Consider the following 23,427-nt stretch of genomic DNA (forward strand, 5'->3'; position numbering starts at 1 on the left):
GAGGGAGACCTGATGCACGACACCCGTCACCGGCCCCCCGTCGGTGTGATCGTCGACGGCTACTCGGTCGGCAAGTACCTGCCCGCCGCCTTCCGGCGCCTCGGCGCCGATGTCGTCCACCTCCAGAGCACCCCGCGGTTCCTGGCCTCCGTACCGCCACCCGACCTCGGCCCCTACCTCGCCAACGTCGTCCACCGCGCCGACGACCCCGAACACACCGCCGCGGAACTGGCCGCGTACGACCCCTGCTGCGTACTGCCCGGCCAGGAGACCGGCGTCCCGCCGGCCGACCGGATGGCCGAACGCCTGGGCCTGCCCGGCAACCACTGGGCCACCTCGGCGCTGCGCCGCGACAAGTACCAGATGATCGAAGCCCTGCGCGCGGCCGGAATCCGCTGCGCCGACCAGCTGAAGTCGGCCGACGCAGACGAGACGGTGGCATGGGCCGACGCGACGGGATACCCGGTCGTCGTCAAACCGCTGAGCTCGGCATCCACCGACGGGGTCTTCATCTGCCGAGGTCCCGCCGAAGTCCGCACGGCGGTCACCTCCGTCCTCGGCAGCCACGACATATTCGGACGTCACAACACCGAGGTGCTCGCCCAGTCCCACCTCGACGGCACCGAGTACATCGTCGACATCATCCGCGGCCCCGGCGGAGGACGGCACGTCTGCGGGGTCTGGCGGTACGAGAAGACCGACATCGGCCCTCGGCGCGTCTACGACAAGGACATCCTCCTCGACCCCGACAGCCCGCCGGTCGCCGAGCTCGTGGACTACCTGGACGAGGTTCTCGACGCCCTCGGCATCCGCTTCGGCGCCGCCCACGCCGAGATCATGATGACCCCCGGCGGGCCGGCCCTGGTGGAGGTGGGGGCCCGCCTCAACGGCCTGATGGACCCCGGCTTCCACGACACCTGTCTGGACGGCAACCAGGCCGACCTCCTCGCGCTGGCCTGCGTACGCCCCGACGAGTACGCCCGCCGCTTCCGCGGCAAGACCATGTACCGCAAACACCGCGAAGGGATGGTCGTGCACCTGCAGACCACCCGCAGCGGTGTCGTCGAGGCGGTCGACCAAGAAGCCCTCGCGCGGATCTCCGCACTGGCCACCGTCCACCTCGCGGCGCCCCGCCTGGCACCCGGCGACCGCATGCGGCCCACCACCGATCTGCTGTCCAGCCCGCTCCGCGTCTTCCTGAGCGCCGACACCCCGCAACAGCTGCTCGCCGACCACCGCCGCATCCGGACGCTGGGCGACGACGTCTTCCGGCTCATCCCCCGGTGACCCGCCCTGCCGACAAGAACCATGCGAGGAGTGCCATGGCTGTGGCCATCCGGGCCGACCTGGCCGATGTACCCGACTACAACATCCCGCGGCAGACGCCCGACGCCGTCCTGCTGAACGCCAACGAAGTTCCCGTGCCCCCGTCGCCCGCGGTGGTCGAAGCCATCGCCAGGGCCGCGGTCGAGGGGCACCGCTACCCCCAGTGGTTCTCCGACACCCTGGTGAGCCGGCTGGCGGAGGTCCTCGGCGTGCCCGAGCCCTGGATCGGCGTCGGCTGCGGCTCGGTGAGCCTGTGCCAGCAGCTGATCCAGGCCTACTGCGGCCCCGGCGACGACATCGTCTGTGCCTGGCGGTCGTTCGACGCCTATCCGGTCCTCGGCCGGATCGCCGGCGTGGCGGTGCGTACCGTCCCGCTCGACTCGGAACACCGGCACGACCTGCCGGCGATGCTCGACGCGATCACCCCGGCGACCCGGCTCGTCTTTGTCTGCAACCCCAACAACCCCACCGGTACCGCGGTGCGCACCCAAGAACTGGGCGAGTTCCTCGACCGGGTACCCGACAACGTCCTCGTCGTCCTGGACGAGGCCTACCGGGAGTTCGTCACCAGCCCCGATGTACCCGACGGCATCGCGCTGGCCCTCCGGCGGCAGAACGTGGCCGTGCTGCGCACGTTCTCCAAGGCCTACGGGCTGGCCGGGATCCGTGTCGGTTACTGCGTGGCGCCGCCCGCCGTGGTCGCCGCCGCCAACAAGGTCTCCGTCCCCTTCGCGGTGAGCAGTCTCGCGCAGGCCGCCGCCATGGCCGTGCTGGACCATCCCGGTGAGGTCCGCGACCGGATCGGGACGGTGGTCCGCGAGCGGGAGCGCCTGCACGCCGGGCTCACGAAGCTGCTGTCGTGTCCCGGCCACCGGGCGGTACCGCCCTCGCACGCCAACTTCCTCTGGCTGCCGCTGGGGGAACGCTCCGTCGCCTTCGCGGACTTCTGCGCCCGGCACGGCGTCCTGGTGCGCGCCTTCCCCGGCGACGGTGTCCGGATCACGGTGGGCCTGCCGGAGGAGAACGACGCCTTCCTGTGCGCCGCGGACCGCTTCGCGTTCCTTGCGCCGCCGCGCGGTCCTCGCAGGGTCCCGCGTCTCACCTGAGGTGCTGCGTGACGCGAAAAGTTCCGTACGGGGCAGAGCCGGAGGGTGCGGCCGCCGGGGTACTGGTACGGGACTGCGGGCCGAGTCCGCAGATGCCGATCGCGCCGGCGGGGGAGCCGGAGCGGTTCGTCACGGTCCTGGTGTCCGACCGGAGGCGGGGGTGCACTGGCCGGGGGTGAACTGGTCGCGTACTACGAGCGCAACGGCGTCGAGCCCGCCGAGCCGCTCCTCTCCGGGGACCGGCCGGGGAAGGTGCTCACCCGGTGCGGCTCGGGGAGCAGGCCCGGCGATGGGCCGACCGGGGCCGTGAGGCGCGTGGCCAGTTCTTCGACGAACGCCTCGATATGGGGCGGGCGCGGGCCGGTCCGGGTGGCGCAGAACCACGTACGGGTCATGGGCTGCTCGCCCATGCGGACCAGCGCGAGGCCGTGCGAGGACACGTACGGGGCGCCCACCCAGTTGGGGAGCACGGTCACACCCTGCCCTCCCGCCACCATCTCGATCACCAGATCGGTCACCACCGGCATGGTGGTGATCCTGCCGGGCCGGGCCCCGGCCGGGACCGGCAGCGGCACCGACGGGTGCGGTTCTGGTCGTAGCCGTCGTAGAGGACCAGGTCGACCCCGTCGAAGTCACGGGCGGTCAGGTGCCCGCGCGACGCCCAGGGGTGTGCGGCGGGCACCACGGCCATCATCTCGTCGTCGAACAGCTCGGTCAGTGACACCCGGTCCATCTGCAGGTCCGGCTTCGTGACCAGCGCGACGTCGACCAGGTCCGCGAGCAGCGCCGGGATCGGGGCGTCGTCGGAAACGGCCTCGATGCGCACGTCGATCTCCGGCTCGCGCTCGCGGAAGGCGCGCAGGACGGGGGGCAGCCACGGCAAGGTGGTGCTGCACTGGGCGGTGAAGCGGACGCGCCGGCCGTGCCCGTCGCGGATCTCCCGCAGGTCGCGCGAGGCCGACGCCAGTTCGCCGAGGACATGGCGGGCGGCGACCAGCAGCCGGCGCCCCGCCGCGTTGGGCACCAGGCGGCGGCCCTTGCGGTCGAAGAGCTGCATGCCGAGGCCCGCCTCAAGCCGGGTGAGCCGCTGACTGAGGGCCGGCTGGCTGACGTGGAGCCGTTCCTGGCGAGCGGCGCCGACGTCGTCCTGAACGGCCGTGACGCCGACCGCCTCGCCAAGGCCGCCGCCGGCCTCGGCCGGCCGGAGCGGACCGCGTGGGCCGCGGGCAGCATCGCCGAGCGGGAGACCGGCGAGTCCCTCGTCCGCACGGCACTGGAGCGCTTCGGCCGCATTGACGTCCTGGTCAACAACGCCGGCACCTTCGCCCCCAAGCCGTTCACCGAGGTCACGGAGGACGAACTCGACGGCTTCCTGACGGGCAACCTCAAGGGCACCTACCTCACCACGCAGGCCGTGGTGCGGGCGCTGCGCGCGCAGGGCCAGGGCGGCAGCATCGTCAACATCGGCACCGTCCTGGTGGACCACGGGCTGGCCGGCCTGCCGGCCAGCGCGCCGGTGGTCAGCAAGGCCGGCGTGCACGGGCTGACCACGAGCCTGGCCGCCGAGCTCGCGGCCGACGGCATCCGCGTCAACCTCGTCGCGCCCGGCATCATCCGCACCCCGCTCCACGAGGGGGCCGACGTGGACGGCTTCGGCGGGCTCGCCCTGCTCGACCGGGTCGGGGAGGCGTCCGAGATCGCCGAGGCGGTGCTGTACCTCGCAGGCGCCGGCTTCGTGACGGGCCACGCCCTGCGCGTGAACGGCGGCCACGTCACCGGCCGCGCCTGATTACCTGTCCAAGGCGAGCAGCAAAATCTGTGCTGACTGGAGTAGACATTGCGGACGTCTCTGGCTATGGTTTCTCTCATACCCAAGAGAGACAGCAGGGCCCGGCAGAGACGAACTGCCGGGCAGCAGTACCCGCAGTACAGGTAGTTGGCACGTGAGTGAGTGATTCAGAGGGAAGAACGGAGGAACCGCGCGCCATCAGGATCGCCCGGGCGAGCACGTATGGAGCCCGGGTACCGCAGGACATCGATAGTGAGGTGGTCTCCGGTCACGCAACCGCGATCCCCGCACGCCCGACAGCATCCAGGTCGGGCCGGCGGAAACAGAGAGCCGGCGCAGTATCAAGGCCGGCAGATGGTGTAGCAGTTCCTTCGGGGCCTTGGTGCCAATGGCACCGGGGCCCCCTCCCTGTTTTTCGGCGGAGACGTGCGACAACAGCCGCCGACCGTGTCGGGAACGCTTCGGTCAGCCCGCTCGTTCGACCTCCGGTCTACCGCCCGCCACCGCGAACCGGGGGAACACCTTGCCCGATACCTCGTCCGCCGCCGTCACCGCGCCGCCCCTCCCGCCGCTCGCCACCCAAGCCGAACGCCTGATCGATCTCGGCGCGCACGAGCTCGCGCGGATACCTGCCCGGGACCTGCGCGCCTTCGCCGAGAATGCCGGTCGCGCAGACGGCCACGCCCTGCTCGCCATCCATCCGGACCGCATCCCCGCCTCCGCCCTCGCACCGCTGCTCCGCCGCGACGGCAAGCCCGGTTTCGTCGTCGGCGACATGGCCGACGTCGACCGCTTCACCCCCTCCGGCGTCGAATTGCCCGACGACGCCTCCCTCTACCTCGTCACCGGTCCCGACCGCGGCGACCACATGGCCAACTGGAGCCCGGATGAGGCACTGCCTGCCCTCATCGGGGAGGACCGCACCCCGTTGCTGCTCACCGAAGGCATCCACTGGGTCCTCCAGCAGCCGGCGGTCCTCGAGCGCAACCGCTGCTTCATGACCATCGGGTCCCGCCTGCGCAAGGCGAACGGCGCCCTGGACGCCCGTACCCCGGCGATCTGGATCAGCAACGGCACGGGGCGGGACGGCCGGGAGCGACGCAACGCCCCGAAGGTCGGCTGGTGCTGGTGGGGCAACCGCCACACCTGGCTGGGCTTCGCCTCCGCTGCCGGCCGCACGGGCTAGTACCGCACTGGATAATTTTCGCCCGCCCTGCGGGCGAGAAAATGACGTGCTGGGCCACGTGGTTGCCGCGTAACCTGCCGGGCTGTGGACATGGAACGTGCCGAGCAGCAGCTGCGCCTGATCGCTGAAACCGTGCAGGTTGCCGGAGCTCTCGGCGTCCCGGTGTGGCTTCGCGGGGGATGGGCCATGGACTTCTTCCTCGGCGAGGTCACGCGAGACCATGAGGACATCGACTGGTTCGCCCGGGCGGATGATGCGGAAGCCCTGGCGGAAGGCCTGCTGCTGCACGGCTGTCAGCCGGTCCCCGGGCCGCCTCCGGAGCTGCAACGCGATGTCGCCAAGGACGGGCTGGACAGCAGTTTCACCCTCGTGGACCGGGACACGGCCGGCCGTGTGGTGGTCGCCGGGGGCCCGTGGGCCGGCACGCCCTGGCCCGAGGGAATGCTCGATGCCGGGACGGGTCGTATCGGCCACCTGCACTGCGCGATCGTCGGCCCGCAGGCCCAGATCGAGATCAAACGGATGATGCCCGTCTGGGACCCCTCCCGGCCCCGGCGGTCCAAGGACGCCGAGGACATCGCCCGTCTGGAGGCCGCCCTGCGCGCACGGGGCGACCGGCCCGCGTCTGGTTCGTGACCGCGCCCCGCCCGGACACGGCTCGCGGAGAGCGCCGCGGCGGGTACCGCGATGTCCCTCGCCGCAAGGCGCGCGGTGGCGGGCGGGCGGTGCTCCTCCCGACGCGGCGTACGGCGTTCGGGGACGGGCGCGTGGCACGCTTGACCAGTCGAGGCGCCACCCGCACAGTCGGGATGCGGCGGCCGTGACAGCGCCGCCCGACCCTGCTCACCGGTGCGCCCGTCCCAAGGCGGCAGACGGCCTCGACTTCCAGGAGTGACTGCGCAGATGGTCCTCGACCTGGTCGTGATCGGTGTGGCCATCACCCTGGGGCCCTTGCACAACAGCGCCTACATCCTCCTGCTCGCCTCGCGGCGCGGCGTCCGCAAGGGCCTGGCGTTCCTGTTGTCGTGGCTCGCCAACCTGGTCGTGGTGATCGCGTGTGTGGTGCTGCTGACCGGTGGTCAGCCCCCCGCCCGCCACACCGCACCTTCGACCGCCGCGGCGTGTGCGAAACTCGCCATCGGCCTGGGCCTGGTGCTGTTCGGCGCGCACCGACGCCGTCGGCCGCCCCGCCCGCACGAGCCGCCCCACTGGACCGCCCGCGTGGACGGCGCCTCTCTGCCCACGGCCGCCGGGCTGGCCTGGCTGCTGCAGCCCTGGGCGCTGGTCGGTGCGGGCGCCGCCACCGTCGTGGCGGCAGACCTCTCCTCCCTCACCAACTGGGTCGCACTGGTCGGCTTCTGCCTGCTGGCCACGGTCAGCCTCATCGTCATGGAGATGTACACGGTCCGGGCACCGGCGGCCGCCGGCGTCAGGCTCAACGCCCTGCGGACCTGGCTGGAGCAGCACCAGGAACAACTGCTGGTCACCCTCTCGCTGCTCATCGGCCTGTGGCTGACGGCGCGGGGCATCCACGAGCTGGTCGCCTGACGGCACGTGTCGTATCGGGCCCGCTTCCTGAGGCGCAGGAGCGGCGCGACGGACGCGTTCACCACGCTTGGGCAGGCCGGGGCGGGGCGGTCTTGGCGGAGCGGCCTTGTCGGAGCCGTCGAAGGCGCAGCGCGACCGGCGGCGCGCCCGCGCGGGGGGTGGCGCGGGAACGATGCTCGTTGCCGGTCCGGCAGTTCGTCGGCCAGGTCGACGGGGTCTCGCCGGGCCCCGTTCACCGGTTGCTATGCTGACCCGCCATTCGCCTTGTTAGCGCTCACATGAAGGAGAGGTGCACCCCGGGCATGTTCCTCGAAGGCGCCTCCGCGGAGTTCCACGGCTTCTTCGAGCGCCACTGTGCCGAACTGGCCCGCCTCGCCTACCTCTTGACGGGCGACGCGGCTGCCGCCGACGATCTGGCCGCGGACGCATTGGTCGCTATCCGGCACCGCTGGGACCGATTGCGGCGCGCGGGAGATCCGCTCGCCTGCGCCCGGGGCGTGGTCGCCGACATGGCGCGCAAGAGCGTCCGCGGCACGGCCCGCGAGCGCCGCCGCGTCGCCTCGTTCCGGGCCGAGAGCGCCGAACGCGGGGGAGGTCCGGACGTCACGTGCGTCATGGACGTCCGGACCGCTCTGGGCCGGCTCCCCTTCCGCCGGCGTACGTGCGTCGTGCTGCGGTGCGCCTTCGACCTCTCGGAGGAGGACACCGCGCTGGCCCTCGGAATATCGCCCGGTACGGTGAGGAGACGGACCTCCAAAGGCTTGGCGGAGCTCGAACGCCTGCTGGGCGCAGGTGTCTTCGGGGAGCCGGTGGAGAGGAGGAGTTGATGGACGAGCTGCCCGCGCAGCTACGCCAGGCCGCCACCGCCCACCAGCCGAGCCGGGCCCGCATCCTCGCCCGGGTGGAACAGGGCATGACCTCGTCCGCCGTCCCCACCGGCTCCACCGCCGGTCCCGCCCGCGTCCGCGAAGTGCGCCGCGGCAAGGCCGTCTCGTCCGGACCGAGGATTGCACTCGCCACGCTCGTGACCGCCGCCACCTTGGCGGTCAGCGGCCTCGCCGTGGGCGCCGTCATCCAGGACCACGAACGACCACAGGCGGCGGCCCCCCGCCCCGCCGCATCCTCGTCCCCTTCCCACCGGTCCTCGCCTTCCCCCGCCCCCCACGTGCCGCAGCCCCCGCAGCCGAGCAGCACACCACGGCCCTCCGAGACCGTGCGGCCGTCCCTGCAGTCCCTACCGTCCCCAACGTCCGCACCGCCGACGACGGCCCATCCGGCCCGCACGCACACCCAGGACGGGCCACTGTGGGCGGACGGGTCCGTCGATGGCCACAGCAACCGTTTCTGGGCCCAGAGCAACGTCACCGTCAAGACGCGACAGCCCCTCACCGCACTGACCTTGGAACTGCGCGTCCGCCAGACGGGCGGCGTCAGGCGCACGGGGAGCTGGCAGACCCTGCCCGGCGACGATTTCGCCCTCGCGGTGGGGGAGTACGACGGCGTGCTCGTCTACCGCTGGACACTCAAACCCGGCAGGACGGTCCCCGTGGGGCAGCACGTCTTCGCCGGCCAGTACGACCACGTGGCGGGTGGCCGGGACGCCGGGGGTGACACCTACCGGGCGGACGCGGCTACGGCGGAGGGGAAACCGTCTGTTTGGGGCGACTTCGCTCCCAGCGCCTGAGCGACCGGCGGGGTGCGCGTCGTGACGTTGGGGTCACCAGTGGTAGCCGCCCCGCAGAGCGGTTTGCCGTGGACATGATCACGGCCATAAAGTCGCCGCCGTTCAAGGTCACTTCGAGGTCAATCACACGGGGACGAGCACAGACATGCGCAATACATCGATCATGGCGGCGGCCGCGGCCGTCGCCGCCCTGCTCACGCTCAGCGTCTGCGGTGGCGGCGGGAATCCGGCAGTCGGCGGTGTCGGCTCGGGCGCCGACGCCGGAACCGGCGCCGGGGCCGACGGCGGTCCTCATGAGGGCACCCTGGAGAACCCGACGAAGAACGGCGGGGTCAACGGGAACGCGCCCAAGGACGGGACCGCTTTCCAGAAGCTGCCCAAGGCGGGCACCATGGCCGCCGCCGCCCGCTTCATCAATGTGTACACCCCGTGCGACCCGGTCAGCCCCGCGGACGGAGAGAACGGACCGAGCGAAGGCCCGGACACCGAGTTCGGGCCGGCCTTCTCCGTCACCGAGCGCGGCTACTGCGGCAGGCGGAGCGTCACCACCATCGTCCTGATCAAGGACCCCAAAGCCTTCCAGACGGCCTTCAAGGCCCGGGTGGATGCCAAGAAGGACAGCGGGAACCCCAACAGCGGCATCGTCCTCGGCCAGGACTTCGCCATGGGGTCCGAGAGCTCGGACGCCATGAGCGCACTGTTGAAGCCGCAGGCCGGACTGCTCATGCTCAACTGCCACCCGGACTTCAAGCCGCCGAGCGGCTTCCGCAAGGAACCGGCACTGGTCAAGGGCTGCGTCCTCACGGACTACTACAAGGACTGAGCGGACCTGCCGGTGCCGCCGGGGCCGTCGTGGGGGTTCAGCGGCCGTCGGTCGGTCGGCGGGCGAGGCGGACGACGCGGGCGAGGCGGACGGGGTGGACGGGGCGGACGGGGTGGACGGGGTGCGGCGTGCCGCGGCTGGTTGCCGCGGCACGCCACTTGTGATGGCCGGGTCGTCCGGTGTCAGCGGCGGCGGCCCCAGCTCTCGGTGTCGATGACGTTGCCTCGGTTGTCGCGGAGGGTGGCGGTGTCGCGCTCGTCCCAGATCTGGTGGCGGCGGTCCTGGTAGACGTCGCGGTGGGTGTCGCGGCCCTGGCCGGTGTGGACCTTGACGCTGGAGCGGCCGTCCAGGCGCAGGTGGTTGAAGCGGTAGCGGTTGCCGTCGCGGTCGGTGAGGGTGTAGCCGCCGAGGTCGACGGAGTGGCGTCCGGTGTTGGTCACCTCGACCCATTCGCGGTTCAGGGAGCGGTTNAGCGGCGGCGGCCCCAGCTCTCGGTGTCGATGACGTTGCCTCGGTTGTCGCGGAGGGTGGCGGTGTCGCGCTCGTCCCAGATCTGGTGGCGGCGGTCCTGGTAGACGTCGCGGTGGGTGTCGCGGCCCTGGCCGGTGTGGACCTTGACGCTGGAGCGGCCGTCCAGGCGCAGGTGGTTGAAGCGGTAGCGGTTGCCGTCGCGGTCGGTGAGGGTGTAGCCGCCGAGGTCGACGGAGTGGCGTCCGGTGTTGGTCACCTCGACCCATTCGCGGTTCAGGGAGCGGTTGTCGCGTCCGCGGCTGTCATGCTGGACGTCGCCGATGACGACCTGGGAGCGCCGGCCCCCGTGGTCGCGGCGGTCGTCGTCGTGTGCGGCCGCCGGGATGGCGGCCGCGCCGACCAGAGCGCCGGCGGCGAGGACCGCGGCGAGGAGGCGGCGGGTGGTGAGGGAAGCAGTCATGCAGTTGGCTCCTTGAACGGTCAGCCGGCCCGGCTTCGTGCAAGCGGGGTGGTTCCGGACGGTTCCCGGCGTCCTTGCCGAGGAGCCACACTCTGGTCCGCACCCGCCCTCAACCGCCACAACCCTGGACGTGCGTTGCCGGATGCGGACATATCCGTAACTCTCCCATGCAGGATGCACGCGTCAAGATGCGATTGACGCGCGGCAGGGTGGGGGCGGGGGCGCCCCGTGTCGTGTCGGTGCAGCGGCGTTTCGGTCACATAAGCCGCTGATTTCCGCCACGCAGTGCGCTGTGAGCCGAACGGGTCCAGCGCTCTGTAACGGCATTTCTGCCGTTTCTTCGCACGGAACCGCCTGTCATCGCTCTGAGGTGCGGGTGGTGGCGGCGAGCCGGGTACGACGGGCGATGCGACGACGGCCCTCGCGCACGGCCGGGCCGGCCGTCTTCCCGTACGCACCAGCGCCGGATCGGCCACCGGCCTGCGCCCCGTTCGCGATCAGGCCCGGCCCCACCCGGGTCGAGCGGGCCACGTCGGGCGTGGCCTCGTCGGGGTAGACGCGCAGGTCCAAGAGCACGGTGTGCGTCGAACGCCTGCCCGTTGGCCAGATGCGTCGCGCCGCACATGCGGCACCTGGCGTGGTCTCGGCGGACGGATCCTCTCCGCACGGCCCCGGCCGCGCGGAGAGGAGCGTCGCCCGAGCGTGTGCGCGGTGGCGTGACGCGGGGGAGTGCAGGGGGTCAGCAGCCGCCGCAGTTGTAGAACGTCACGTCCCAGTGGCTGCCCTCGTCGGCGTAGACGTTGCCGGCGCCGGACTTCCACTGCGGGGCGCCGTCCCCGCGCACACCGATGTAGCTGAACGTGTTCTTCACGTAGTTGGTGACGCAGGTGCTCTTGCCGAAGTCGAGCTTGTAGCCGTTCCAGTGCGAGTAGGTGCCCGAGGCGTGGCCGGTCTCGGTACCTCCGGTGATGTTGAGGGCGCAGCCGCTGGCACTCCTGAGGGTCTGGGCGCCCTGCGCGCTGGCGAGGTTCAGCTGCTCGAAGGACGTGCAGGTCGAGTTGTTGCGGTCCGAGCAGCCGCCGGACGAGGACCAGGTGATGGCGGAGCTGCGGAACATCGACGTCGCGGTGGCGTGGCTGATCTTGGTCGCTGCGTGCGCGGCGGTGGCGCCGCCGAGTACGCCCACTCCGGGGGCGAGCAGCGCGCCGAGGACGAGGGCGAGCGCGGTGAGTACCGAGCGGAGTTTCATCGGGATTGCCTCCTGCTGATGACCGTGACGGACGGGACGGCAGTGCTGGGCGTTGCCCGGTGCGCTGACCGGGCAAGGAGGATGGTGGCCCAGGTCTACGCGCGTCCGCCAGAGGGCGGACGCAATTTTCCGCAAGTTCTTGCCGGTAGCCGGTAGCCGGTAGCCGGTAGTTGGTAGTTGGTAGTTGGTGGCCGGCGACTGCCGGGCACACCGTGCTGCGCCGGGTCCGCGGCAGACGTAGGCTCTGGGCGTGGTGGGAGCGCAGGTGGGTGTGCCGGTACGGGGGCGGGGACGGCCGAGGGAGGGGCGGGTCACCCGAGCCGTCCTCGACGCGGTCGTCGACCTGGTCACGGAAGAGGGCATCGGGGTGCGGTCACGCTGGACGCCGTCGCGGCGCGGGCCGGGGTGAGCAATCCCGCGGTCCACCGGCGTTGGCCCACCAAACAGGGTCTGATCATCGCTGCCGCCGAGACCCGCATCGGAGTCCTCTCGGTGCCGGACCCCGGGGACTTCCGCGCCGAGCTCCGTTTCGTACTCACCGCTCGTCTGAAGGCCTCCCCGGCTGCCCGGCTCCGGCCGGCTGATCGCGGGCCTCATCGGGGCGGCGGCCGAGACGGGCGCGGTAGGGGGCCAGTACGCGCAGTACACGGCGCGGACCACGTGCGAGACGAGGAACATCCTCGAACGGGGCATCGCCCGCGGTGACGTGGCGCCCGGCACCGATGTGCGGGCCGCTGCCACCCTGGTGGCGGCGCCGCCGATCTTCCGGCTGATCGGCGAGCAGGAGATGCCCGACGCCCTTTCGTGGACACGCTGGTGGACCTCGTCGCGCGGGCGGTCGGGACGGCCGGCTGACGGCCTCCGGCCGGCCGGGCCCCGGGTCACGGGTCGACCCGCGATTGATCGCAGGGTGCCGTGCGCTGGGGCTGCGGGCTAGGCTCGTGGCGAGTCATCGCTATCGAACAGGGGGTCCGCCGGATGAGCGGGACGGTCATGGCAGTCAGCAGCAACAGCGAGTACTCGTTCACCAAGCCCAACCGGGCCGGCATCACGTTGCTCACCGGGCTCGGTGTGGAGGGAGACGTGCACGCCGGTGTCACGGTCAAGCACCGCTCGCGTGTCGCGCAGGACCCCACCCAGCCGAACCTGCGCCAGGTCCATCTCATTCACGAGGAGCTCTTGACCGAAGTCGGCAAAGAGGGGTTCAACGTGATGCCGGGCGATCTCGGCGAGAACATCACCACGAGCGGCATCGATCTGCTCTGCCTGCCCGTCGGGACGCGGCTGCGCATCGGCGACGAGGCGATCGTGGAGGTCACCGGCCTGCGCAATCCCTGTCTGCAGATCGACCACTTCCAGGACGGGCTGCTGAAGAAGGTCGTCGGCCGCGACGAGGCCGGGAACATCGTGCGCAAGGCAGGAATCATGGGCGTCGTCCAGGCAGGCGGCGAGGTCCGTCCCGGTGACACGATCACAGTGGAGCTCCCGGCCGGCCCGCATCGGCCCCTCGACCGGGTCTGACCTCCCCGCCCGAGCAGGCCGTGACGCGTCGATGGCCGCGCGGGTGCGCCGCTGACCGAGTGATATGGATGGCGCACTCGTGGTCCGCAGGGCCGCGGCTCCCGGAGAAGCTTGCGCGTTCGCACCGGCTGGGGGCTGCCGCCCGGTCGGACGGCAGCCCCCAGCCGGTATCCCCGACAGTGCTTGCCGCTCCCTACCCGGCTCGCGAAAATCCTCCCCAGACCCCGACAGCACTGTCCGCACTCTGCGCGTCGACGCGGTAGCTGTCGTCCGCGGCGCTGCGCACGCCGGTGGCGTGGTTGTACTGCGCGGCGAACATGTGCTGCCCGGTCGGCACCGTACGGCCCGGCTTGAGGACCCAGCGGTAAACCAGCGCGCTGCCGGTCTCCTGCACCGTGACGCTGAAGTCGTCGCTCGGCAGCGTGCGCCAGTTCCCGGTGTCCCGTACGCCGCCCGTCTGCGCGATGCGGACCTCCACGGTGAGGGAGGTGAGCGGTTGAGCGGTCCTGAGGGTGACGTTGCTCTGGGCCCAGTAGACGGAGCTGTGCGGGTCGATCGAGCCGTCCGACCACAGCGGCCCGCTCTGGACCCGGCTGTTCGCCGACGGGGTCGGACGCGAGCCGCCCGGGGTGGGAGCGGCAGGGGCCGGGCCGTCGGAGGGGGAAGGAGCCGACGTCCTGGGGGGAGGAGCGGTGGCAGGGGACGCAGAGGGGGAGGTACCCGTAGGGGAGGGCGCGGCGGGAGCGGTGGGGGCGTCCGACGGCGGCGGGGTCCGGACGATGCCGGCGACGGCGAATCCACCTGTCGCGAGGATCCCGGCCGTGGCGAGGCAGGCGAGCGCGGCCTTGGGCCAGGATCGCAGGAGCGGCAGCGTGCGGTGAGGTGCCGTGGAACGAGACGCGCCGTGTGCGTCGCGCGCGAGCTCGACGCGGGCGAGCATCCTCGCGCGGTCCGGTTGGTGGGCCGCGGCGGCCTCACGCAGCCGTCGGCTGATGTCCTCGTTCACCGATTCCTCCTCCCTGTCACCAGTTCTCCGACCTCGCGGGCGTCCAGTACCCGTTCCAGCTCGGCCATTCCCTTCGAGGTCTGGCTCTTCACCGTACCGACCGATATGCCCAGAGCCCGTGCGGTGTCCTTTTCCGACAGGTCGAAGGCGTGGCGCAGCACCACGCACGCCCGCTTGCGGAACGGCAGCCGGGCCAGCGCTGCTCGGACGTCCAGCACGGCCGCCACGTCGGGGCCGTCGGTCTTCTCCGGATCGCGGGACCAGAAGAGCGCGATCCGGCGCCGCTCGCGCACCGCGCTGCGGATGCGTTCCCGGGCCATGTTGGCGACCACCCCACGGGCGTAGGCGAGGGGGTGGTCGGCGGCGCGGAGCCGGTCCCAGCGTTGCCACAGGGCGATCAGGGCGTCCGCGGCTAGGTCGTCGGCCGCGTCCGTCTCGCCGGTCAGGAGGTACGCGAGACGGGCGAGTTCGGTGTAGTGGCGTTCGAAGAATTCGTGGAACTCCGCGGAGGTGTCATCGACGAGCATGTCCCCCGGTCGCCCTCTCCCTGCAGTGTGAGCGTTAACAGCCAGCGTGAGCGTAACAGTGTCCTCCACCGGACCGGGATGGCGGTCGGCCCTCGGGCGGGCCCGCGACGGCCGGTGGATGAGCGGCGCGGTCAATGCCGCGCGAACTGGACGCGGGCCGGCTGCACGACGTCCGGCCGCAACGCCACCCCGTCGACCGTCAGTTGTTCCCCGTAGATGTCGGTGACCCTGATCGCCCCACCGCACCCGCTGCCGTCGGGGGAGAGAAAGTAGTTGTATTCGGTGCGGGAGAGCTGCCGCCAGCCGTTCGCGGTCCGCACTTCGAGCGCCGCCACCGGGTTCCGGTGGCCGATCACCTGGATCCCGCACCATGACCGGCTCGACCCCGTCTTGTACCGGACCGAGATCGCATCGGGTGCGTCGGGGCTGACCAGCTTCCAGGTGATCGGGAGGCGGCCCAGCGACGGATCGGCGAGCTTGGCGAAGGCCTCGTGGCTGAGGTCGAGCTGTCCGGGTGCGCACGGCAGCGGACACTCGTTGACGATCCGCACCGTGATGCTGGCCCCGTTGGCGGCGCGGACGAGGACGTACGCCCCGCATGCCCTGGCCGACTCGTAGTCGGTGTGGTTCATCGCCGCGATCATGAGATCACCCGAGGGGCCGTAGAGGCAGGCGCCGCCGCCGTCCCCCGCGGCGTACGAAGTCGCGACACCCTGGTAGGTCACCGAGGGCTTGATCCGGCCGGCCCGGGAAGCCGGGGCGGAGGTCGTGCGCATGCCGCTCCCGGCCGAGGCGGTGACAGAGGGCGTCCCGGAGGGTGAAGACGGCGAGGGGGGCGTCGGCCCGGGCTGCGCCGTCGGGGGCGTGGCACCAGCCGGGACGCCGGCGGTGGGGGGCACGCTCGTTTGGGTCGCCGCGGTGGGCGCGGTGGGCGCGGTGGCCGCGATGGACGCGGCAGCGGGTCGTCCGCCACCGGCTCCGCTCCCGGGAAGCGGCGATTCGGCGAGGAACGCCACCAGGGTGACGGTCGCCAGCGCGAAGGGTACGCCCGCGACCAGCCCGCGTCTGCGCCACGGTCGCGGGGCGGCGTGTTTCGTTGCCCTCATGCCCATCCATTCGGTAGATCAAGTCGACGTCGGTTGCACTGCTTGGTGGCCGCGGAAGACGAAAAGGTTGCCGCTACCACGCCGATTTCTTTCCAGGCCCGCTTGGCCCGCCAGTCCCACCAGGCCCGCTTGGCCGTCAGGCCCACATGGCCCGCCTGGCCGGCCTCCTCCGGGAGCCGGGCCCGGCCGGCCCCCTGGGCCGGGCCGGTCAGGGCGGGCCGCCTGCTCCCGCCCGGGTCGCGCACACGTCCTGTTTCCGGACGCACGTCACGAAGCCGTTCTGAAATGTCTCTTATGAGACCAATTGTCGAGCGCGGAATCGGCCGCGCCGGTTATCCCGGTCCCTTACTACTTCTGAGTCACACGCGCGATCATGTAGCCTCCGGAACCGTTTGGTCCGTTTCGATGCCCACGCCCCACCAGGAGCCCCATGTCCGCCCCCCTCGCCGTCACGACCGCCGCCCTCCAGAGAGGCAGATCGGGCGAGCGCTCCGCCCCCGGCACGCTGTCGACGGACAACGGCCTCCTGCATGGCACCGCCGCCGGACGATCGCGTCCACGCTGCATAGCGACGGGAGGAGTACTGGTCCCTTGAGGTTCCGGATCGGACGCCCCACACACCCGCCCACACACCCGCCCGCCCACCCGTACCCGCAGGACTCCGCTTCCCACGAGGCTCCCGCCCGAGGCGCCTCCAGTGGCGAGCCGGCCACCGCCGAACCGCCGCTCTCGCCCCACGAGACAGCCCTCATCCGGGCTTCCGTCTCCGTAGTCGAACCGTTCGCCGCGGACATGACGGTCTACTTCTACGCGGTCCTCTTCGCCCGCTACCCCGAGGTCCGTCCGATGTTCCCCGCGGGAATGGACGCCCAGCGAGGCCGCCTGCTGCGCGCACTGCTGCGCATCGTGGACCTGGTCGACGACCCGGAGAGCCTGGTCCGCTTCTGCAGTCACCTCGGCCGCGACCACCGCAAGTTCGGCACCCTCAGCGCGCACTTCCCCGCCGTGGGAGAGTGCCTCCTCGCCTCCCTGGCCCGCTACGCCGGTCCCGCCTGGACCGAAGAGATCGCCGCGGCCTGGACCAAGGCGTACGGTGTGGTCGCCGACGTCATGATCAGCGCCGCCGAGCAGGACGAGGCGCAGCGGCCAGCGGTCTGGCCCGCCACGGTGGTGCACAAAGTCCTGCGCGGACACGGCATCGCCGAGATCACCGTACGGCCCCACATGCCGTACCTGTACGCGGCCGGGCAGTACGTCAGTCTCGAGACGCCGTGGTGGCCCAAGCAGTGGCGCTACTATTCGCCCGCCAACGCACCCCGCCGGGACGGCACCCTCACCTTCCACGTGCGCGCGGTGACCGGCGGCTCGGTGAGTGACGCGCTCGTCCACCGTTCCGCCGTGGGCGACGTGCTCCAACTCGGCCCGCCCATGGGCGACATGGTGCTGGACGCCGCCGTCCACAGCGACCTGCTCTGCGTGGCGGGCGGCACCGGTCTCGCACCGATCCGCGCCCTCGTCGAGGAGGTGGCCCGCCGGGGCGGACGGCACCAGGTCGACCTGTTCCTCGGGGCCCGGACCGGCGCCGAGCTGTACGGGGTCGACGACATGCTGCGGATGGCGCAGCAGTACCACTGGCTGTCCATCAGGGGCGCCGTCTCCCACGAGTACATCCCCGGCATCCGTGGATCCCTGCCGCAGGTCCTGGCCGAGTACGGGCCGTGGTACCAGCACGACGTCTACCTCAGCGGACCGGCCCCGATGGTGGTCTCCGCCAGCGAGACCCTCACGCAGCACGGCACCCTGCCCGACCGCATCCACCACGACCCGTTCGAGACGCCCGTCCTGTCCGCTCCTTGAGCCACCCGTTTGCCGATCCAGCCAGGAGAACGCCCCGTGACCTTGCCCCCACCGTCTTTCGGATCAGCGGGCGAACGCCGACTGCAGCAGCACATGGGCAGCGCCGATCGCGCCGCCCGGTTCTACGACCAGCAGGTGCGCCCCTGCCTCACGGCCGAGATGCAGGAGTTCATAGGCCGCCAGAGCATGGTCTTCCTGGCCACCGCAGACTCCCGCGGGGAATGTGACGCCAGCTTCCGGGCAGGGCCGCCCGGCTTCGTGCACGTGCTGGACGAACACACCCTCGCCTACCCCGAGTTCCGGGGCAACGGTGTGCTCGCCAGCGCGGGCAACATGACGGAGAACCCCCACCTCGGCATGCTCTTCGTCGACTTCACCCACCACCACGTGGGTCTGCACGTCAACGGTGTCGCCCGGCTTTACCACGACGCAGAACTCCGCTCCGCGCAGCCCGGCCTGCCCATGGACGTCGCACCGGGGCGCGGACCCGAGATGTGGGTTCACCTGACCGTCGAAGAGGCCTACATCCACTGCTCCAAGTACATACCGCACCTGGTGCCGGGCGCCCGCTCCGGCCATCGCGCCGACCGCCCGAAGGACGCGGACTACTTCACGGGCTCCCGCACGGCACCGGCCGACCCGGTGACGCACGGCCGATACGCCGAAGCGGCCCGGACGACGGAACACCGGATGACGGAATGGGATGCTCCTCACTGAATGGCTTTCTGTGGGGATTCTGCGGAATCGGGCGCATTCTCCTGCCCGTCCGCAGGAGGAGGAAACGCGCGGGAAAATCGAATGCATGGGAGCGGAATGGCGGGGCACTAGGTGCCTCGGAGGTTGATAATCATGGTTCCCCTGCTTCTTGTTCTTCTGCTCGCCCTGATCCTTTTCGGTGCCGGTTTCGCGGTGAAGATCCTTTGGTGGGTCGCGATCGCGGTGCTGATCCTGTGGCTGATCGGCTTCGTTGCCCGCCCGAAGGGCAGCAGCGGCCGCTGGTACCGCTGGTAGCGGTACCAGCCGTACAACCAGCCGTACGACAACAGCGCGGTCCCGGTACTGCATGGCGGTGGCCTGCCCCCTGTCCCAGGGGTGCGGGCCACCGCCATGTCGCCTTGTCCGATGCCGTACCCGACCGGCGCCGGGTGAAATCCGGAACCGGGGAGGGGCAGGGGACAGTTCCCCGCTGCGGCATGGCGACCACCCTGGCGCGACAGCGAATCCGCGGGTCATGCCACGAAGATCATGTCTCTTGCCACGGTGCGCAAGGCGGCTGTCGAAGTTGTGAATCTGTCGATTCGCGGGCAGGAGAGTCCGCAACCCCTGGAGGCTGATGTGGCGGATGATCGGATCGGACTGGCCGAGGTGCTGGCGGCGGCGGAGGCTGCCGCACCCGTGGACTCCCTCGATGTCGTCGCGCGCAATCTGCGCGACCGGTTCGGTGCGCGCTACGTGTCGTTCCTCTTCGTCGACGTCGTAGGCCGCCGGCTGCTCCGGGTCAACGACACGGAGGCCGCCCACAAGGAACAGCGTGCCGAGCAGGTTCCCCTCGCCGGCAGCGGCGTCTACGACGAGGTCCTGCGTACCCAGAAGCCGGTGCTGGCAGCAGATCACGGCCGAGGGCACCGGGTTCTCGCCCCGGTCACCAACCGCGGCGACACCATCGGCGTCCTGGAACTCTTCCTCACCGAGGTCACACCGGATGTGCTGGAGCAGGTCGAGGAGGCCGCTCACGCACTGGCGTACATCATCGTCACCGACCGCCGCTTCACCGACCTCTACCACTGGGGCAACCGGACCACCTCGGTCAGCCTGGCCGCGGAGATCCAGCGCCAGCTCCTGCCCTCGGCCTCGTCCTGCGAAGCACCCGAGTTCATGCTCGCCGGGGCCCTCGTCCCGGCCTCCGACATCGCCGGTGACACCTACGACTACAGCCTCGACAACGGCACCCTGCACCTGTCCGTCACCGACGCCATGGGGCATGACGTCAGTGCCTCCCTCATGGCCACCCTGCTCGTCAACGCCTCCCGCGGCGCACGCCGTGCCGGAGAGGACCTCGCCGAGCAGGCCCGCCAGACCCACCAGGCCCTCCTCGACCACGGGCGGCGCACCTTCGCCACCGGCCAGCTCCTGCGCATCGCCCTCGACGGCAGCGGCGCCCGGCTCGTCAACGCCGGCCACCCCTGGCCCCTGCGCCTGCGTGACGGCGCGGTCGAGGTACTCCGCCTGGCGGTGAACATGCCCTTCGGCGTCGCCCTCCAGGGTGCCTACCGGGTCCAGGACCTCGACCTGCGCCCCGGTGACCGCCTGCTGCTGTACACCGACGGCATGCAGGAACGCGAAGCGGCGGCGGTCGATCTGCCCGGCCTCCTGCGCAAGACCGCGTCCGAGCACCCCCGCGAGGTCGTGCGCACCCTGGTCGCCGCGGTCGGTGACGCCTACGACGGCCGGCCGCCGCGAGACGACGCCACGGTCCTGTGCCTGGACTGGCGCGGCCCCCGGCCCGTACACAGACCCGAGGAAGCCTGAGGCAGCCGTTCTTCCCCTCCGCCCACAGATCGGTGCGGTGGTTCGCCCGGCCCGCGTTCCGGATACGCCCCCGGCCGGTGGACAGCGTGAGGGGCGCGGGTCAGCCGGCGGGCGGGGCGAACTCCGGCTGGTCCAGCAGGCGCAGCCAGCTTCCGTCCGGCTGGCGGCGTACGACTTGGGCCCGGGCGCCGGACCCGTCCCGGGGAGGGGTCGAGGTGAGGGCGATGCCACCGCTGACCAGCGTCGGCAGGGGCTGCTCCGGCTCGAAGCGGGGGCGGTGGACCAGCACCTTCGCCCACAGCTCACGGATGGCCTCCCGGCCCACCGTCAGCTCGCCGGGCGGGTAGGCCATGACCGCCTCCTCCTCGTAGAGCGCGGCCACACCGGTGGCGTCACCGGCGTTGGAACGCTCGACGAACAGACGCGTGATGTCCTCGGGCCGCATGGCCTTCTCGTAGGCGGTCACTGTTCCTCCGTGCGTCAGGTTTCACTTCCACACCCAGCCTGCCCGCCCTCCGATCAGTAGTCCAACAGATGGTATTGCTGAGAGCTAGAATCAGGGGTTATGGAACTGAGGCAGCTGGAGTACTTCGTCGCCGTCGCCGAGGAGCGGAACTTCACCCGGGCCGCGGAGCGGGTGCACATCAGCCAGTCCGGCGTCAGCGCGCAGATCCGCCAGTTGGAACGGGAGCTCGGCGCGGAGCTGTTCGACCGGTCGGCGCGCACCGCCACCCTCACCGTGGCGGGCAAGGCCGCACTGGAACACGCCCGCTCCGCGCTCGCCGCCGCCGGGGCGGTGGGCCAGGCGGTGGGGGAGGTGACCGACCTGATCCGGGGGCGCCTCACCGTCGGGATGGTCATCGGCTGCACCGTGACCCCGCTGTTCGACGCCCTCGCCGCGTTCCACCGGGCGCACCCCGGGGTCGAGATCTCCTTGCTGGAGGACCATTCCGACCGTCTCGTCGAGGGGGTGCGCACCGGCGCCGTCGACGTGGCCCTCGTCGGGACGGCGAGCGCCGCCCCCGAAGGCCTGGAGGCTCTGACCATCATCAGTGAACGCCTCGTCGCGGCGGTGCCGACGGGGCATTGCCTGCTGGAGCGGCGCGCGCTCACCCTGCGCGACCTGGCGGGCCATCCCCTGGTGTGCATGCCGCCCGGCACCGGCCTGCGTACGGTCTTCGACAGTGCATGCCGAGCACAGGGCCTGCGGCCCGCGATCGCGCTGCAGGCCAGCGCCGCGGACGCCATCGCCGACCTCGCCGCCCGTGGGCTCGGTGTCGCGGTCCTCAGCGAATCCATGGCCGCGGCCTATCGCGACCGCCTCACGGCCCGCGCCATCGACGACTTGGAAACCCCCGCCCTGCTCGCCCTGGTCTGGAAAGGCGCGCCCCACCCCGCAGTGCGCGCGATGCTCACCCACAGCCGACGGGCCTTCACCCCGTGACGGCCACCCCGGCCGCCGGCCGCCTCCGCCACCGGCGCCGCATCACGGTCCCCCGGGGTCAGGGCGCGGGCGTGAACGTCGTCGCGGCGGGCGCCGCGGCGGCCTCCTTCACCACCCTCATGCCACCGGGGACCGCAGCGTCGGGCTTCATGATCACGCTCTGCCGGGTGGAGGGCGCCTCGGGGTCCGAGAAGTCATGGGTGATCCCGAAGCCGTTGTCGTAGGACTTCAGGCTCAGCAGGGCGGCACGGACGGAGGGCAGGGTCGCGGCGCCCCCGCGATCCGCGTCCGGCGTGGGCCCGCCTCCCGCCGCCGATCTGCCCGGGCTGCTGCGACGGTTCTGCCCCGGGGAAGAACCGCTGCTCCTCTGCGTGGACGACGTACATCTGTGGGACGCGCCCTCGCGGGCCGTCCTCACCTCGGCCGCACGTCACCCCGACCCCGAGCGCCCGATCGGACTCCTGCTCACCACAGCGGAGCACCGCGCGGACGAACCCGAATTCACCGGGCTTCCCGTGGTCCGCCTCGGCCCCCTCGACGACGCCGCGGCGACCGCCCTGCTCCACGACCTCGCCGGAGCGGGCGTGGACCCCTGCGTACGGTCGGAGCTGCTGTCCGAGGCCGAAGGAAACCCCGCCGTCCTGGCAGCCCTCGCCCAGCGCCTGACGCCGGACGAGCTCGGCGGCCACCGCCCGCTGCCCCGCCCGCTCCTGGACGGCGGCGCCCTGTGGGCCACCTTCGGCAGCCGCCTCGCCCCGCTGCCCAACCCCACGCGACAGCTCCTCCTCTTGGCGGCGGCCGCCCACGAACCCGACCCCGGCGCGGGCGGCGCGGACGCCTCCCTGGCCCTGGCCCGGCACGAAACGGCGCACGGAGACTTCGAGCGGGCCCGCACCCTGCTGCTGTACGGGAAGTGGCTGCGCCGCCGACGCCGTCCGGCGGAGGCGAAGAGCCGGCTGCGGGACGCCCTCGTCGCCTTCGAGCGCTGCGGCGCCCCGGCCTGGGCCGAGCAGACCCGCGGCGAGCTGCGGGCCACCGGTGACGCATCCGCCCCCGCACCGGCGGGCGCTCTGGCCCGGCTGACACCGCAGCAGTTGCGCATCGCGCGGTGTGTCGCCGAGGGCGCCACCAACCGTGAGGTGGCGCTGAGCCTCTCGGTCAGCCCCCGCACCGTCGACCACCACCTGCGCAACGTCTTCGCCCTGCTCGGGGTGCGCTCGCGGACGGAGCTCTCCCGGCTGCTGCACCGCGCCGAAGGGGACGGCGCAGGACACTGAGACTCCGCACCCGCCCGTCGCACTGCGGCCGGGCGGCACGGGTGGCGGCTCTTGCGTCCTGTCCGCCCGTGAAGATGTCCGATCCTCCGTATGGCCTCAGAATCGGTGTTATGCGCTCTCTCTGCCAGATCGGAGACTTGCATGAAAGACCTCAAGTTCGAGCAGAAGCGCTCGCTGTCACGCCTGGAGGCGGCCGACCAGCTCACGGCAATCGCCAACGCGCTGAGGGAGGGCGCAGACGCCGCACTGAAACTGGGCACCGCGACGCTGAGCCTGCGGGTCCCCGACGACCTTCGCTGCGAGATAGAAGTCGAGATCGGCGACGGGCAGATCGAGCTGGAGATCGAGTTCAAGTGGCCGACCGCCGCCGCACAGACAACGCCCTCACAGGCCGGCGCAGGCACGGAGGAGGCCCCGAGACGCAAGAGGGTGGCGTCCAAGCCCGGCCGCAGAACGGGCACCGCCGGCGGTAAGGTCGCGAAACGATCGGCCCCACCGGCGTCCTGAGCAGGCCCTGC

General features: G+C 71.6%; 28 protein-coding genes and 2 pseudogenes. 20 read left to right on the forward strand and 10 right to left on the reverse strand.

The features are described 5' to 3' along the window. The first annotated feature begins 12 nt into the window (after positions 1–12). Both AMK16_RS25700 and hisC read left to right on the forward strand, forming a co-directional pair. Entirely contained in the window at positions 13–1,287 is a 1,275-nt protein-coding gene (locus AMK16_RS25700) for an ATP-grasp domain-containing protein (RefSeq protein WP_073919728.1), read from the forward strand. Positions 1,288–1,322: 35 nt separating this feature from the next. Next, on the forward strand, positions 1,323–2,432 hold the full coding sequence (gene hisC / locus AMK16_RS25705) for a histidinol-phosphate transaminase (protein WP_073919729.1): 1,110 nt from the start codon (positions 1,323–1,325) through the stop codon (positions 2,430–2,432). Positions 2,433–2,623: 191 nt separating this feature from the next. Here the strand turns inward: hisC and AMK16_RS38170 are convergent, their stop codons facing one another. Together AMK16_RS38170 and AMK16_RS38175 are read right to left on the reverse strand one after the other, a co-directional pair. Then, positions 2,624–2,950, reverse strand: a complete 327-nt coding sequence (locus AMK16_RS38170) for a LysR substrate-binding domain-containing protein (RefSeq protein ID WP_158071240.1) — start codon at positions 2,948–2,950, stop codon at positions 2,624–2,626. Next, positions 2,947–3,489: a LysR family transcriptional regulator gene (locus AMK16_RS38175; protein ID WP_079191765.1), complete on the reverse strand. Its 543-nt coding sequence runs from the start codon at positions 3,487–3,489 to the stop codon at positions 2,947–2,949. Before AMK16_RS38175 ends, AMK16_RS38170 begins: the two co-directional genes overlap by 4 nt. A gap of 54 nt (positions 3,490–3,543) precedes the next feature. On the opposite strand from AMK16_RS38175, the gene AMK16_RS25725 reads away from it, so the two are divergent. The 7 genes from AMK16_RS25725 to AMK16_RS25755 all read left to right on the forward strand — a co-directional run bounded on the left by AMK16_RS25725 (position 3,544) and on the right by AMK16_RS25755 (position 9,462). Beyond that, positions 3,544–4,221: an SDR family NAD(P)-dependent oxidoreductase gene (locus AMK16_RS25725; RefSeq protein ID WP_242438939.1), complete on the forward strand. Its 678-nt coding sequence runs from the start codon at positions 3,544–3,546 to the stop codon at positions 4,219–4,221. Between the two features lie 523 nt (positions 4,222–4,744). After that, complete coding sequence (locus tag AMK16_RS25730; RefSeq protein WP_073919731.1) at positions 4,745–5,407, forward strand: DUF5701 family protein; 663 nt, start codon at positions 4,745–4,747, stop codon at positions 5,405–5,407. Positions 5,408–5,497: 90 nt separating this feature from the next. After that, positions 5,498–6,043 (forward strand): nucleotidyltransferase domain-containing protein, encoded by a 546-nt coding sequence (locus AMK16_RS25735; RefSeq protein WP_073919732.1) that lies wholly within the window; start codon positions 5,498–5,500, stop codon positions 6,041–6,043. Between the two features lie 267 nt (positions 6,044–6,310). Further along, positions 6,311–6,955, forward strand: a complete 645-nt coding sequence (locus AMK16_RS25740; RefSeq protein ID WP_073919733.1) for a GAP family protein — start codon at positions 6,311–6,313, stop codon at positions 6,953–6,955. Positions 6,956–7,257: 302 nt separating this feature from the next. Beyond that, positions 7,258–7,782 carry a sigma factor-like helix-turn-helix DNA-binding protein gene (locus AMK16_RS25745; protein WP_073919734.1) on the forward strand — a complete coding sequence of 175 codons (525 nt, stop codon included), beginning with the start codon at positions 7,258–7,260 and terminating at the stop codon, positions 7,780–7,782. Next, positions 7,782–8,639, forward strand: coding sequence for a hypothetical protein (locus AMK16_RS25750; RefSeq protein WP_073919735.1), 858 nt, complete (start codon positions 7,782–7,784; stop codon positions 8,637–8,639). Before AMK16_RS25745 ends, AMK16_RS25750 begins: the two co-directional genes overlap by 1 nt. Positions 8,640–8,784: 145 nt before the next feature. Further along, positions 8,785–9,462 carry a hypothetical protein gene (locus tag AMK16_RS25755; protein ID WP_073919736.1) on the forward strand — a complete coding sequence of 226 codons (678 nt, stop codon included), beginning with the start codon at positions 8,785–8,787 and terminating at the stop codon, positions 9,460–9,462. A gap of 182 nt (positions 9,463–9,644) precedes the next feature. Here the strand turns inward: AMK16_RS25755 and AMK16_RS25760 are convergent. From AMK16_RS25760 to AMK16_RS25770, 4 genes and pseudogenes are all read right to left on the reverse strand, one after another. Further along, positions 9,645–9,932 (reverse strand): lamin tail domain-containing protein (locus AMK16_RS25760; RefSeq protein WP_143196896.1); only part of this gene is annotated, 288 nt, incomplete at its 5' end. A gap of 1 nt (position 9,933) precedes the next feature. Continuing rightward, positions 9,934–10,393 (reverse strand): annotated as a pseudogene (locus tag AMK16_RS25765) (lamin tail domain-containing protein); the annotation flags it as partial. A gap of 357 nt (positions 10,394–10,750) precedes the next feature. Beyond that, entirely contained in the window at positions 10,751–10,969 is a 219-nt protein-coding gene (locus tag AMK16_RS35910; RefSeq protein WP_143196870.1) for a hypothetical protein, read from the reverse strand. A 163-nt stretch (positions 10,970–11,132) separates the two neighbouring features. Further along, positions 11,133–11,642 carry a hypothetical protein gene (locus tag AMK16_RS25770; RefSeq protein WP_073919738.1) on the reverse strand — a complete coding sequence of 170 codons (510 nt, stop codon included), beginning with the start codon at positions 11,640–11,642 and terminating at the stop codon, positions 11,133–11,135. A 405-nt stretch (positions 11,643–12,047) separates the two neighbouring features. Between AMK16_RS25770 and AMK16_RS37515 the strand changes: the two genes are divergently transcribed. Genes AMK16_RS37515 through AMK16_RS25780 form a run of 3 tightly spaced genes read left to right on the forward strand, consistent with a single transcriptional unit; the run spans position 12,048 to position 13,163 of the window. Then, a complete protein-coding gene (locus AMK16_RS37515) occupies positions 12,048–12,347 on the forward strand; it encodes a hypothetical protein (protein ID WP_242438906.1) in 300 nt (99 codons plus the stop codon). After that, complete coding sequence (locus tag AMK16_RS37520) at positions 12,238–12,579, forward strand: TetR/AcrR family transcriptional regulator C-terminal ligand-binding domain-containing protein (RefSeq protein WP_242438940.1); 342 nt, start codon at positions 12,238–12,240, stop codon at positions 12,577–12,579. The genes AMK16_RS37515 and AMK16_RS37520 overlap by 110 nt, the downstream gene beginning before the upstream one ends. A gap of 41 nt (positions 12,580–12,620) precedes the next feature. Beyond that, a complete protein-coding gene (locus AMK16_RS25780) occupies positions 12,621–13,163 on the forward strand; it encodes an MOSC domain-containing protein (RefSeq protein WP_073919739.1) in 543 nt (180 codons plus the stop codon). Between the two features lie 193 nt (positions 13,164–13,356). On the opposite strand, the gene AMK16_RS25785 is transcribed toward AMK16_RS25780, so the two are convergent. The 3 genes from AMK16_RS25785 to AMK16_RS25795 form a co-directional block, all read right to left on the reverse strand. Then, positions 13,357–14,169 carry a hypothetical protein gene (locus tag AMK16_RS25785; protein ID WP_073919740.1) on the reverse strand — a complete coding sequence of 271 codons (813 nt, stop codon included), beginning with the start codon at positions 14,167–14,169 and terminating at the stop codon, positions 13,357–13,359. Then, on the reverse strand, positions 14,166–14,696 hold the full coding sequence (locus AMK16_RS25790) for a SigE family RNA polymerase sigma factor (protein WP_073919741.1): 531 nt from the start codon (positions 14,694–14,696) through the stop codon (positions 14,166–14,168). Before AMK16_RS25790 ends, AMK16_RS25785 begins: the two co-directional genes overlap by 4 nt. Positions 14,697–14,827: 131 nt before the next feature. After that, on the reverse strand, positions 14,828–15,472 hold the full coding sequence (locus AMK16_RS25795; protein WP_338014476.1) for an expansin EXLX1 family cellulose-binding protein: 645 nt from the start codon (positions 15,470–15,472) through the stop codon (positions 14,828–14,830). A gap of 921 nt (positions 15,473–16,393) precedes the next feature. On the opposite strand from AMK16_RS25795, the gene AMK16_RS25800 reads away from it, so the two are divergent. From AMK16_RS25800 to AMK16_RS25815, 4 genes are all read left to right on the forward strand, one after another. Continuing rightward, positions 16,394–17,659 carry a globin domain-containing protein gene (locus AMK16_RS25800; protein ID WP_242438907.1) on the forward strand — a complete coding sequence of 422 codons (1,266 nt, stop codon included), beginning with the start codon at positions 16,394–16,396 and terminating at the stop codon, positions 17,657–17,659. A gap of 93 nt (positions 17,660–17,752) precedes the next feature. Then, entirely contained in the window at positions 17,753–18,376 is a 624-nt protein-coding gene (locus AMK16_RS25805; protein ID WP_073919743.1) for a pyridoxamine 5'-phosphate oxidase family protein, read from the forward strand. Positions 18,377–18,508: 132 nt separating this feature from the next. Further along, positions 18,509–18,670: a hypothetical protein gene (locus tag AMK16_RS25810; RefSeq protein WP_030964779.1), complete on the forward strand. Its 162-nt coding sequence runs from the start codon at positions 18,509–18,511 to the stop codon at positions 18,668–18,670. A 324-nt stretch (positions 18,671–18,994) separates the two neighbouring features. Next, on the forward strand, positions 18,995–20,188 hold the full coding sequence (locus tag AMK16_RS25815; RefSeq protein WP_073919744.1) for a PP2C family protein-serine/threonine phosphatase: 1,194 nt from the start codon (positions 18,995–18,997) through the stop codon (positions 20,186–20,188). Between the two features lie 100 nt (positions 20,189–20,288). Here AMK16_RS25815 and AMK16_RS25820 read toward each other — a convergent pair whose 3' ends face one another. Beyond that, on the reverse strand, positions 20,289–20,654 hold the full coding sequence (locus AMK16_RS25820; RefSeq protein WP_107417248.1) for a YybH family protein: 366 nt from the start codon (positions 20,652–20,654) through the stop codon (positions 20,289–20,291). A gap of 99 nt (positions 20,655–20,753) precedes the next feature. On the opposite strand from AMK16_RS25820, the gene AMK16_RS25825 reads away from it, so the two are divergent. The 4 genes and pseudogenes from AMK16_RS25825 to AMK16_RS25840 all read left to right on the forward strand — a co-directional run bounded on the left by AMK16_RS25825 (position 20,754) and on the right by AMK16_RS25840 (position 23,416). Then, a complete protein-coding gene (locus AMK16_RS25825; RefSeq protein ID WP_073919745.1) occupies positions 20,754–21,632 on the forward strand; it encodes a LysR family transcriptional regulator in 879 nt (292 codons plus the stop codon). Next, positions 21,629–21,856, forward strand: coding sequence for a hypothetical protein (locus tag AMK16_RS38345; protein WP_073919746.1), 228 nt, complete (start codon positions 21,629–21,631; stop codon positions 21,854–21,856). The genes AMK16_RS25825 and AMK16_RS38345 overlap by 4 nt, the downstream gene beginning before the upstream one ends. A 621-nt stretch (positions 21,857–22,477) precedes the next feature. After that, positions 22,478–22,909 (forward strand): annotated as a pseudogene (locus AMK16_RS37530) (helix-turn-helix transcriptional regulator); the annotation flags it as partial. A gap of 141 nt (positions 22,910–23,050) precedes the next feature. Further along, positions 23,051–23,416 (forward strand): amphi-Trp domain-containing protein, encoded by a 366-nt coding sequence (locus tag AMK16_RS25840; RefSeq protein ID WP_073919747.1) that lies wholly within the window; start codon positions 23,051–23,053, stop codon positions 23,414–23,416. The last annotated feature ends 11 nt before the right edge of the window (positions 23,417–23,427 follow it).

Origin of the sequence: Streptomyces sp. CB00455, assembly GCF_001905445.1 — a bacterium.
Classification (GTDB): domain Bacteria; phylum Actinomycetota; class Actinomycetes; order Streptomycetales; family Streptomycetaceae; genus Streptomyces.

Bases quoted from the DNA above. Each gene is read 5' to 3' on its own strand.
- AMK16_RS25755 (WP_073919736.1), top strand. From the start codon at position 8,785: ATGCGCAATACATCGATCATGGCGGCGGCCGCGGCCGTCGCCGCCCTG.
- AMK16_RS25780 (WP_073919739.1), top strand. From the start codon at position 12,621: ATGAGCGGGACGGTCATGGCAGTCAGCAGCAACAGCGAGTACTCGTTC.
- AMK16_RS38175 (WP_079191765.1), bottom strand. From the start codon at position 3,489: ATGCAGCTCTTCGACCGCAAGGGCCGCCGCCTGGTGCCCAACGCGGCG.
- AMK16_RS25810 (WP_030964779.1), top strand. From the start codon at position 18,509: ATGGTTCCCCTGCTTCTTGTTCTTCTGCTCGCCCTGATCCTTTTCGGT.
- AMK16_RS25745 (WP_073919734.1), top strand. From the start codon at position 7,258: ATGTTCCTCGAAGGCGCCTCCGCGGAGTTCCACGGCTTCTTCGAGCGC.
- AMK16_RS25805 (WP_073919743.1), top strand. From the start codon at position 17,753: ATGGGCAGCGCCGATCGCGCCGCCCGGTTCTACGACCAGCAGGTGCGC.
- AMK16_RS25770 (WP_073919738.1), bottom strand. From the start codon at position 11,642: ATGAAACTCCGCTCGGTACTCACCGCGCTCGCCCTCGTCCTCGGCGCG.
- AMK16_RS25790 (WP_073919741.1), bottom strand. From the start codon at position 14,696: ATGCTCGTCGATGACACCTCCGCGGAGTTCCACGAATTCTTCGAACGC.
- AMK16_RS25740 (WP_073919733.1), top strand. From the start codon at position 6,311: ATGGTCCTCGACCTGGTCGTGATCGGTGTGGCCATCACCCTGGGGCCC.
- AMK16_RS25750 (WP_073919735.1), top strand. From the start codon at position 7,782: ATGGACGAGCTGCCCGCGCAGCTACGCCAGGCCGCCACCGCCCACCAG.
- AMK16_RS25700 (WP_073919728.1), top strand. From the start codon at position 13: ATGCACGACACCCGTCACCGGCCCCCCGTCGGTGTGATCGTCGACGGC.
- AMK16_RS25735 (WP_073919732.1), top strand. From the start codon at position 5,498: ATGGAACGTGCCGAGCAGCAGCTGCGCCTGATCGCTGAAACCGTGCAG.
- AMK16_RS25840 (WP_073919747.1), top strand. From the start codon at position 23,051: ATGAAAGACCTCAAGTTCGAGCAGAAGCGCTCGCTGTCACGCCTGGAG.
- AMK16_RS25795 (WP_338014476.1), bottom strand. From the start codon at position 15,472: ATGCGCACGACCTCCGCCCCGGCTTCCCGGGCCGGCCGGATCAAGCCC.
- hisC (WP_073919729.1), top strand. From the start codon at position 1,323: ATGGCTGTGGCCATCCGGGCCGACCTGGCCGATGTACCCGACTACAAC.
- AMK16_RS25825 (WP_073919745.1), top strand. From the start codon at position 20,754: ATGGAACTGAGGCAGCTGGAGTACTTCGTCGCCGTCGCCGAGGAGCGG.